The sequence below is a fragment of the Caballeronia sp. M23-90 genome (assembly GCF_053574605.1).
Window position 1 is genome coordinate 1 of record NZ_JBSIPA010000242.1, and the last position, 9,808, is coordinate 9,808.

A 9,808-nucleotide genomic window follows, 5' to 3' on the forward strand; every position below is an offset into this window, starting at 1 on the left:
TCGCGAGGATCAGGATGCCGACGCTGTGGGCATCGGTGAAAACGAGCATCGCCACGACTTCCAGCGCGATCCCGCCGATGATCACCGGACGCCGGCCAATGTGATCCGACAGCGCGCCCGTTGTCAGCAGCGCGGCCAGCAAACTGAACGCATAACTGGCGAACACGAGCGTGACCATGGCGGACGAAAATCCCCACGCCTCCTGATACACCCTGTAAAGCGGCGTAGGGGCGCTGGATGCCGCGAAAAAGGTGGCCGAGGCGAACGCATAGAGCCCCAGCGCCTGGGACGACGAACGGGACGGCGGGCGGGACGAACTTAGGGTGGCATCAATAGCCATTGCACACTCCGGCAAATAAACGCAAAATAATTGCTTTAGCGGATTGTGCGCGTTGTCCGGCGTTAACGCAACTTTTTAGCTTTAACGCTGGTTCGCAGCAGGAGTGGAGCACATGGCAGCACGAGAAGGTTTGCGGCCCGGCGGCAGAAGCGCGCGGGTTCAGGAGTCGGTCCACCGGGCGGTCAACGGCTTGCTGGCGGAAATGCCGCGCGACGCGATCACCGTGCCGCAGATTGCGGTGCGGGCGGGCGTGACGCCGTCGACCATTTACCGGCGTTGGGGCGACCTGCAAACCCTTCTCGCCGATGTCGCCGTGCAGCGTTTCTACCCCGACAACGGTCCCGCCGATACTGGTTCGCTGCAAAGCGATCTCGCAACGTGGGCGCAGGGATACCAGGACGAGATGTCATCGGCGCCGGGCCGTGCGATGACCCGCGACGTGCTCGCGGGAATGAACGCCGACGGCAGCGGCCCTGCGTGCCAGTGTGCGGCTATTACGCGCTCGCAGGTTCAGATGATCCTGGAGCGCGCGGTCGAACGCGGCGAAGTGCCGCCGGCGTTGCACGATGTAATGGACAGCGTGGTCGCGCCGATCATGTACCGGCTGCTTTTCGACGACGAACCCATCGACCCCGCCTTCGCCCGCACGCGCGTGGCCATGTTGCTGGAAGCACGCGCGGAAGCTTAAAACCCTGACACGACGTTATTCAGGCATCTTGCGAAACGCGATCGCAAAGCGGTTCCAACTGTTGATCGACGTGATCAGCAACGTCAGGTCGGTCAATTCCTTGTCGTCGAAATGCGGGCGGACGGCTTCCCAGACAGAATCCGGCACGTGATTCTGCGCGACCAGCGTCAGCGCTTCGGTCCACTCCAGCGCAGCGCGTTCGCGCTCGGTGAAGAACGGCGTTTCGCGCCATGCCGAGACCGTCGCCAGACGGCGTTCGGATTCTCCAGCCTTGCGCGCGTCGGCCACGTGCATATCCAGGCAAAAAGCACAGCCATTGATCTGCGATGCACGCAAGCGCACCAGTTCCTTCAGGATCTGTTCGAGCGGGCTCTTGTTGATCTGTTCTTCAACGCCCATCAGGGCTTTGATGTCGGCGGGATTGGATTTGTAGAAATCAAGACGGGAAGTCATGAAACGCTCCTGGGAAAAGTCAGTCATTCGTGATTGGTTTTGCTGGCGCGGGTATCGCTGTATCGGGCCACAGAAGTAGTATGCGAAAATCATGGCCTGCCTAGAAGAGCCAAGAATCATCACAATGACTAGTCCATGAAGCCCGCATCACCAAAGCTCGAGCTGGATATCGATCGTGCGCTTTCCGTGCCGGTTTATCTGCAGATATGCACGCGATTCAAGACCGCGATCGCGCAAGGGCATCTGCGCTCCGGTGATCGCGTGCCTGCGGTGCGCGGCCTCGCGATGGAACTGAACGTGGCGCGCGGAACGGTGGAGATGGCCTACCGGATCCTCGCCGATGAAGGGTATCTGCAGGTTCGCGGCGCGGCAGGAACCATTGTTTCGCCAGCGCTGCAAGTTTCGGCAAGCGGCACCCGGCGTGCAGCGGGCAAACCTTTGCCGGCAGCGGCGCCTGCGTTGTCGCCCTATGGCAGCGGCGCACCTCGGCCGTATCAACTGGGCTTGCCCGCAATCGATGCATTCCCGCGCAAGGTCTGGAACCGGCTGGTCGCGCATCGGCTGCGCAGCGGCGACGCAACCGCGTTTGCGTACCCTGATCCTGCCGGCTTCTGGCCATTGCGCGAACGGATCGCCACTTACCTGGGGTTGTCGCGCGGAGTCGAATGCGTGCCCGAGCAGGTCTTCGTCACGACGGGTTATCGTGCGACGCTCGAACTCGTATTGCGCAGTCTCGCCTCGCCCGACGATGCCTTCTGGTTCGAGGACCCGGGCTACATTCTCGCCCGCCGTTTCCTGCTCGAAGTGAATGCGCGGCTCGTGCCCGTTCCCGTCGATGCACACGGCATCTCGGTCGAACGCGGCCTCGCCCTCAACGCGAATGCGCGCTTCGCGGTAGTCACGCCATCGCATCAAAGTCCGACGGGCGTGACGTTATCGCTGGAACGCAGGATGGCATTGCTCGACTGGGCGAAAGCCAACGGAAGCTGGGTGATAGAAGACGATTACGACAGCGAGTTCCGCTACGCAGGCCGCCCCCTCCCCGCGCTGAAAAGCCTGGATCAGCACGACCGTGTGATTTATAGCGGCACGTTCAGCAAGGTGATGTTCCCTGGATTGCGGCTCGCGTATGTGGTCGCGCCGGTCAGCGCAACGCAGCGTTTTCACGAAGTCTGCGCAAGCATGAACGCGGGGTCCCCCTATCTCCTGCAAGCAAGCGTGACCGACTTCATGGCGGAAGGCCACTTTGCGCGGCACCTGAAGAAGATGCGTTTGCTTTACGCGCATCGCCGGGAAATCACCGCGCACGCCCTTGCCGAAGTGTTCGGCGAGCGCCTCGCCATCGATCTCCCGCCGGGAGGCTTGCAGATGGCGGCGCATTTCGTCGACGGCACGGACGACGTAGCGGTGGCCGGCCGCGCCAATCCCAAGGGCTTTGGCGAACAGGCGTTATCGCGCTGGTATATGGGCGTGCCGTCGCAAAGCGGTTTGGTGCTGGGGTTTGCCAACATCGTCGACGAAGATCAGGCGATGCGCCGCGCGCACGAACTGAAGCGTGCAGCCGACGCGTAGATCTATGCGGAAACCGACGCGACCGTGTTGAACGGCGCATGCATCAGCAAAGCGTTGCGAGCCTCCAATAATGCTTTGGACACCGCAACATCGCCGCCAACCAGGCCTTGCATCAGAACGAAATTCACGCTGCGAATGCCGATGGATTCCAGTGCGTACCGAAGATAAGGCGTGAGGAAATCCGGCTGCCGGGCGCGTTCGCCACTATGAAAACCACCTGAGCCCACCAGCACGAAAGTCGGTCGGTCCCGCATCAGTCCGACCTTGCCGTCCGGCGTCGATGTGAACGTCCGGTTGATCCGCAAGACGTGATCTATCCAGAGTTTCAGCGCGGCCGGGACCGTAAAGTTGTGCATGGGCGTGGTGATGATCAGAAGGTCGGTGTCCTCGACTTCTCGAATGACGCGCTCGGACCAGCCGAAGGCAGCGTCCTGCGAGTTTCCCGATGTCACCGCCGTTGCATAATCACGGCCGATCGGCGGCAGCGGATCAGCGACCAGATCCCGTTCAGTGATCTGCTGGTCGTGTGCCCCGAGCGTGCCGACCATTTCCCGTGCAAGGCGATACGCGTGGCTGGCTTCGCCATGCGGGCTGCTGTTTAACAAGAGCGCGCGCATCAGCGTGTCCTCGCCGGTGATGACGGCAAAGCGGGCTCCAGTGATTCGACGAAATGCATGCCTTTCGCCAACAGCCCTTGCCGATAATAAAAGCGCTGCGCGAGCGCCATGTGCAGGCCGGTATCGAGTACGAAGTGATCGCAACCCGCCTCTTGCGCGATCCGGCGGACCTGCGCCAGCAACTCGCCGCCCACGCCTGAGCGTTGCAGACGCGAAGTCACGACGAGGTCATCGACATAAACGAACCGCCCATAGATCAGGTTCTCCACGAACCGGTAACCCGCGAGTCCGACGGGTGCTTCGCCATGCTTAGCCGCAAGCAGCCGATAACCCTGCGCAAACTGCCGATTGACCTGCCTCGCAAAGGCATCCGAAGTGGTGAGATGCGGACGCAATTCCTGCATCACGCTGAAGGCTGCTGCCAGTTCGGCGGGACCTTCGAGATGTTGAAACGCGGTGGAATGGATCATGGGATTCCTTCAAAGAGGAATTCACGATAGCCCGTTACGACGCGGTCTTACAGAGCCAAAAACATGCGAAGAGACTAGGACATGATCATTGGACTCAGGCTTGGTCCGGTTATCTCGTTAATCACAAAATAAATCCCCGAACACGTTCTTATGACAATTTTTCACACATATCGACTAATTTAAATTCTGATTAAAACATCGTGGCGAAAACGCTCTGAATAATCAGATTAAAACAATTAAATGAATCGTGGGTACCGATTCCAGAGCGACTTAATTCCAACCAAACTGCAGAAAAACAGCCGGAAATTTATTTGTATGATCAAACCGTTTCATGGCTTTAACGCGTGATATCGTCTCTCCGCCAACAGGTCTGAGAGAGATGCGACACATGCTTGCATCACTGCTGGCAAAGGGCTTCGGCCGTATCGACCTATACGCCGGCCTTACGCTTCATTACATCCACGCTGCTTAATCACTCAATAGAAGGATCAGCATGCCAACCGCAAATACGGGCGTTCTCACAATCATCGGCGCGGCTTACGGGCTAAAGCAGGTTACCGGGCAAGTCACGTTACTGGTGAACCGGCAGACAACACCCGAAACACTCTCAGTTCAGGCGAGTAATTCGGTATTCACCGATACCTGGCCGGGTGTCAGTAAAACCCTGACCGTAGTTTATAGCTACGACGGCGGGTTGCCGCAAACCGCAACCGCAATGGAAAACCAGACACTGACGATTGGCGCGCATGAGTTCGAACTTTCCTCCGCAGCTTCGGCTTTGAACAACACCCAGCCGGCCCTGACTGTGTGGGGCGCGAGTTATGGCCCGAAAAACGTCAGTCAACAGGTACAGGGAATGGTGCCCTCTGGCCAGACGCTGAACCTGACCGCGAACAACGCGACCTTCACCGATACATGGGTCAACCACCGCAAGGCCTTCGTGATCGTGGCGAGCTACACCGGCCAGGTTCCGTTCACGGATATCGTGGTGGAAGGCAGCCCGTATTCGCTCAAGTACCGCCCCCATCTGCAGGTCCTGAGCGCGTTCTGGGGCATGAGCGATGTGACGGCCGTAGTCCAGGCCAACGTGAGCCGGCGCAACCTGAGCATCGCGGCATCGAATTCAGTTTTTGGCGACGGCTGGCCGGGCATCAACAAGACCCTCAACGTGGTCTATCAATACGCCGAGTGCAAGCCGCAACAGGCGATCGCAACCGAGGGAAGCACGCTGACGGTGGACTACGACGCGACCGTGCCGCCGTACCAGCCACCCGTCGACGCCAGTGCGCTCAACGTCATCGCCGCGGCATATGGCCGTGCGGACGTGACCAGCAAGGTGGCCTCGCTGATCGCGAACCAGTCGTTGAACATCACGGCCAACAATGCCACCTTCAGCGATTCCTGGATCAACCACGTCAAGTCGTTCTCCATGGTCTACACATGGGGATCGGCGGCGGTATCGAGTCTGGTCGTGGCTGAAAATCAGCCTGTCGCGGTATCGGCGCCGGAACCGCTGTTCCCGACTGACCAGAATTTTGTATCGATGGCCGGACTCTTCGGCAGCGGCGACCAGATGAAACTGCAAACGGGCGCGGGCGGTTACTGGGCGGTATCGGCGGGCGGTCAGATCACGACCAGCGGGACGTCGAGTGATGCAGCGGAATCGTTCACCATTGGCGTTCCAGGAGCAGCGGGCTCGGCGGCCATTACCCTGCAATGTCACGATGGCAGCTTTGTGGTCGTCGGCGGCGACGGCACGCTGCATTCAGGCGGCACGGCACAAAACGCGGCGAAGCTGATCCCGTCGCTGCAATCGAACGGGACCATCAATCTTGGGCTCGTCGGCAGCTCGGGCGCACCCTTCATGGCGGTCAACCCGGCCGGCGCAATCGCCGTCAACGGAACCTACAACGCCGACTTCTCGACTTGTTTCAATCTGCTGTTCAACCCCACGCAGACGGGACTCGATAATCACATGATGGCCTTCGCGCCGCCGGAAGCCGAAAACGTCGATATCGATCCGCTTCTCGTCAAGGTGATCTGGGATCTCACAGGCGGCTGTTTTCTCGCCATCGGCCTTGGACCGCTGATTGGCAACGCCGAGAAACTCGGCCCGGGGGTGTATCGTCTGCTGCAGGGTTATCCGAGCGTGATGAGCCGGATCAATACGCTTGTCACCGCCATCCGGACCAATCGTGCAGCTACGGCCGGTGCGCTGCTGGTCGTGCTGAAAGGCGTCTACGATGCCGGCGTTTTCATGCCGCTCGTACGGCTGGTGCTGAGTCTCGCCGGCTGGTGGGGTCTTTCTCTTGCCATCGTCACCATTCTCACGAAGGTGCTGGGCGGCGCGGCTACGGCCGGTGCAACGCTGGCAGCCGAGCTGATCGCGAGCTTCGCAATCTGGGCGTACCAGACGACCACGGACGTGCTCGCCTACGTCAACTCGTCGGGCGGCAGCAAGGCGGCCGGTGAAGCGGAAGTACTGCGAGAGCCGGAGCCGGCCTGCCTGCAGGCCTGAACCTGTTACTGCTGACCTCGCAAATGCACACCGTACCCCTGCTTTCGCAGGGGTATTTTTTGTCACACGTGCGCAGGTTCACGCTGCGTTGCGGTCAGATGCATCCGCACGAATCCGACATGCTCGCGCAGCACATAAAAGGCATCGGCATAAGCGAGCGGCATGCGCAGCGTATTGAGCGACGCCTCGATTTCATCGAGCTCCGCAAGCAGCGCCATGCGCTGCTCCTCCGTCGACGTGCTCAGCGCACCGCGTTCGATCGCGATCAGCGCACCGTAGTATCGATAAATCCGCGAACGCACGCGCCATCCGTAAAGCGCGGGAATCAGCCGCAATGCCGGAAACAGCAGCACGGCCACGGGCAACAAAAGCACCAGGATCCGGTCCGTGATGCTCGCGACCCAGAACGGCAACACGCGATACAAAAAGCTTTTGCCCGACTTGTAATAGCGCGTCGCGTCTTCGCTGATCCGGTATTCGTGCGCAGTCGTGCTCGGAAAATCGCCCGCGCGCTGCAGCAGACCGGCCGCGCCGTGGATCTCCTGCGCCGCCTCGATCAGCAGATCCGATATGGCCGGATGCAGATTCGGCCGCGCCACGATTTCAACGGTCGGACCAATCAGGTGGAGCGTATCGGGCGGCCATTTTCTGCGAAGATCGAGAACGCCGGCAGGTAGATCGATTTGATTGAGATAGGGAAAGAGCCGCGTATAGGCGCTCGCTTCCGCAAAATCCATGACGGAGATGCCCGGGATTCCAAGCAGCCGCAGCATCAGCGTGCGCGTGGTCGAATCGCCGCTGAGCATGGCGGCGTCGACCTTGCCTGCCACGAGTTGCTCGGCCGCCTGCATGCCGTCGACCGGCACGAGTTGCGTGTCACCGTGGGAGGAGATGCCGTTCGCCTCCAGCAGCTTGAGCGACAACATTCTCGTGCCGCTGCCCTCGCGCCCGATTGCGATGCGCTTGCCATCGAGTTGCGAGAGTTGCGTCAGGCCTTTGCCGCGATAAAACACCACGATGGGAATATAAAAGATGCTTCCCAGCGACATCAGCGAAGCCCTCGCGGCTTCATCGGAGACGCCGCCTTGCACGAGCGCGATATCGACGTGCTGCTTGGGATCCATCAGCCGCTGCAGGTTCTGTACGGAACCATCGGATTGAAGCACGTTGAGGGTGATGCCATTGCGCGCCAGGATCTTTTTATACGTGTTCGCGGTGTTCAGCAGCGAGCTGTCGAGCGGACCTGCGCTGATGGTGATGGTTTTCGGCGGTGCGGGATCGGCAACCCAGACAGCCAGCCCGACCAGCGCGACGAACACCAGCGCGATCGGCAACGATGTCAGTGAAAGCTCCCGCCATGCCACGTGCGAATGGTCTTGCGGAAGACGCGGGCGATATTTTTTCATGAGAACCCGTCAGAGATGCTTCTGCTTCACCGCGAACGCCCGGGACTATCTGTTCCTGGCCGCCTCATAGTACTCAACAATCAGCCCCGTCACCGCGACATCCGTTCCTGTCTCGTCGATCCGGAGGCGCCATCTCGCACGATTCTCCCTGAATTCGTCCGTAGAATGCAATGGTGCTTTCCAGTGCGTCCGGCCCGACGGATACTCGGCATCATCGGGAAGAGGCGGACTATCGAAGGTCTCGCTAGCGCGGTCGGCAAATCGACGGCCGCATTCGACGCGAGCCAGGGTTCATCGCTCGGCAAATATTGAAGGAAGCTCAATGGAACACATCGAATTCAGGTCGGCGCGCTTGGCCGACATCTCCGCGATCGTTGCAATGCTCGCCGATGACCCGCTCGGCAGCCAGCGCGAGATAGTCGGCACGCCGCTCGACGGGCGGTACGTCGCTGCATTCGAAGCCATAGACTCCGACGCCAATCAGCACCTCATGGTCGTCACGGATAACGACGAAGTGATCGGCACGTTGCAACTTACGTTTATTCCAGGCATTGCGCGCATGGGCGCATGGCGGGGACAGATAGAGGCGGTGCGCATAGCCGCGCACCGCCGCGATTCAGGCCTGGGGCAGAAGATGTTCGAATGGGCGATCGCGCAATGCAGGGCGCGTGGCTGCAATCTCGTGCAGCTCACGACAGACAAGACTCGTGCCGATGCCCACCGTTTCTACAACAAACTTGGTTTTATCGCCAGCCATGAGGGTTACAAGCTGGCGTTGTAGACGTCAAGCCAGTACGTCGGAAAACACCTTGTTGGCGAAACGGGTCGAGTCCGTACCGCTGTTCAACACGCCAACTGTCTTGAGGTCATCGGCGTAAAGAGAAATCTCTTTCTTGAACGCATCGCCAACCGGATGATGATGGTCCGTGTGGCTCTTCAGCATGGCCGTAAGCTGTGCGACGTCCGCTTGCGGTGCGTGAACGGAGAAGATTGCCGCGGCCGCTGCAGGATTGTTCGCCGTCCATTCCGTCGCTTCCAGCAAGGCCTGCGTGAGCGCTTGCGCGGTCGCACGATCCTTTCTTATCAAACTGCCGCGCACGCCGAGCACGCAGCAGACACGGGTCTGGTATTCGCCGCACAAGTTGTTCGACACCTCGTACAAGTGGTCGGATTCGCGCAGCGTCCAGATGGTTGGATCGCCGTCCGCAATGGCGTGAACCTCGCCCTTCTTCAATGCTTCGCCAAGCAGGTTGGCGGGATACTGGCGCCAGCGAACATCGTTATCCGGATCGATGCCAATCTTCTTCAACGTGATCGCGAAGAAGTTCTTCGCGGGACTCGCCATGTCGCTGACACCCACGGTCTTGCCCTTGAGTCCCGGCAAATCAACGATGCCTGATGTTCGCGTTGCAAGTAAGCGCATGCAGCCGCCGTGAATGCCGGCGGTGAGCTTGACATCGAAGCCCTGCTCGAGCGGCTTGATCCAGCGCAGCGCCATGCCAACGCCCGCATCCGACTTTCCCGTGGCGATTGCTTCGAGCAACTGGTCAGTCGAACCCGCGAAGTTGATGAGTTCGACATCCAGTCCATGCTTGGCGAAGAACCCCTGCTTGATGCCGACCGGTACCGGGGCCGTGCAAATCGCACTTGCATTCCACGACAACTTGAGCGGCTTCAACCTGGTGTCGTCGGCGCGGGCGGGCAATCCGGCCAGACCGAAGGTCGCGCCGCCCAACGCAGCGGA

The 9,808-nt window shown here is 60.1% G+C and carries 10 protein-coding genes; 4 read left to right on the forward strand and 6 right to left on the reverse strand.

Annotated elements, in window-relative coordinates; all coding sequences use genetic code 11:
* The coding region (locus tag ACRXB1_RS21615) for an MFS transporter (RefSeq protein ID WP_449493160.1) at positions 1–340 on the reverse strand (340 nt) is incomplete at its 3' end.
* Between the two features lie 112 nt (positions 341–452).
* Between ACRXB1_RS21615 and ACRXB1_RS21620 the strand changes: the two genes are divergently transcribed.
* The gene (locus ACRXB1_RS21620; RefSeq protein WP_449493161.1) at positions 453–1,028 is read left to right on the forward strand and encodes a TetR/AcrR family transcriptional regulator C-terminal ligand-binding domain-containing protein; all 576 of its coding nucleotides are present in this window, start codon (positions 453–455) and stop codon (positions 1,026–1,028) included.
* 15 nt (positions 1,029–1,043) lie between these two features.
* Here the strand turns inward: ACRXB1_RS21620 and ACRXB1_RS21625 are convergent, their stop codons facing one another.
* Positions 1,044–1,481, reverse strand: a complete 438-nt coding sequence (locus ACRXB1_RS21625; protein WP_062002061.1) for a carboxymuconolactone decarboxylase family protein — start codon at positions 1,479–1,481, stop codon at positions 1,044–1,046.
* Positions 1,482–1,616: 135 nt separating this feature from the next.
* Between ACRXB1_RS21625 and pdxR the strand changes: the two genes are divergently transcribed.
* Entirely contained in the window at positions 1,617–3,053 is a 1,437-nt protein-coding gene (gene pdxR, locus ACRXB1_RS21630) for a MocR-like pyridoxine biosynthesis transcription factor PdxR (RefSeq protein WP_449493162.1), read from the forward strand.
* A gap of 2 nt (positions 3,054–3,055) precedes the next feature.
* Here pdxR and ACRXB1_RS21635 read toward each other — a convergent pair whose 3' ends face one another.
* Positions 3,056–3,670 carry an FMN-dependent NADH-azoreductase gene (locus tag ACRXB1_RS21635; protein ID WP_075358375.1) on the reverse strand — a complete coding sequence of 205 codons (615 nt, stop codon included), beginning with the start codon at positions 3,668–3,670 and terminating at the stop codon, positions 3,056–3,058.
* The gene (locus ACRXB1_RS21640) at positions 3,670–4,140 is read right to left on the reverse strand and encodes a GNAT family N-acetyltransferase (protein ID WP_449493163.1); all 471 of its coding nucleotides are present in this window, start codon (positions 4,138–4,140) and stop codon (positions 3,670–3,672) included. The genes ACRXB1_RS21635 and ACRXB1_RS21640 overlap by 1 nt, the downstream gene beginning before the upstream one ends.
* A gap of 493 nt (positions 4,141–4,633) precedes the next feature.
* Between ACRXB1_RS21640 and ACRXB1_RS21645 the strand changes: the two genes are divergently transcribed.
* Complete coding sequence (locus ACRXB1_RS21645; protein ID WP_449493164.1) at positions 4,634–6,658, forward strand: hypothetical protein; 2,025 nt, start codon at positions 4,634–4,636, stop codon at positions 6,656–6,658.
* 62 nt (positions 6,659–6,720) lie between these two features.
* Here ACRXB1_RS21645 and ACRXB1_RS21650 read toward each other — a convergent pair whose 3' ends face one another.
* Positions 6,721–8,064, reverse strand: a complete 1,344-nt coding sequence (locus ACRXB1_RS21650; RefSeq protein WP_449493165.1) for a TAXI family TRAP transporter solute-binding subunit — start codon at positions 8,062–8,064, stop codon at positions 6,721–6,723.
* A 322-nt stretch (positions 8,065–8,386) separates the two neighbouring features.
* On the opposite strand from ACRXB1_RS21650, the gene ACRXB1_RS21655 reads away from it, so the two are divergent.
* Positions 8,387–8,845, forward strand: coding sequence for a GNAT family N-acetyltransferase (locus ACRXB1_RS21655; RefSeq protein WP_449493166.1), 459 nt, complete (start codon positions 8,387–8,389; stop codon positions 8,843–8,845).
* Between the two features lie 3 nt (positions 8,846–8,848).
* Here the strand turns inward: ACRXB1_RS21655 and ACRXB1_RS21660 are convergent.
* Positions 8,849–9,808 (reverse strand): ABC transporter substrate-binding protein (locus ACRXB1_RS21660; RefSeq protein WP_449493167.1); only part of this gene is annotated, 960 nt, incomplete at its 5' end.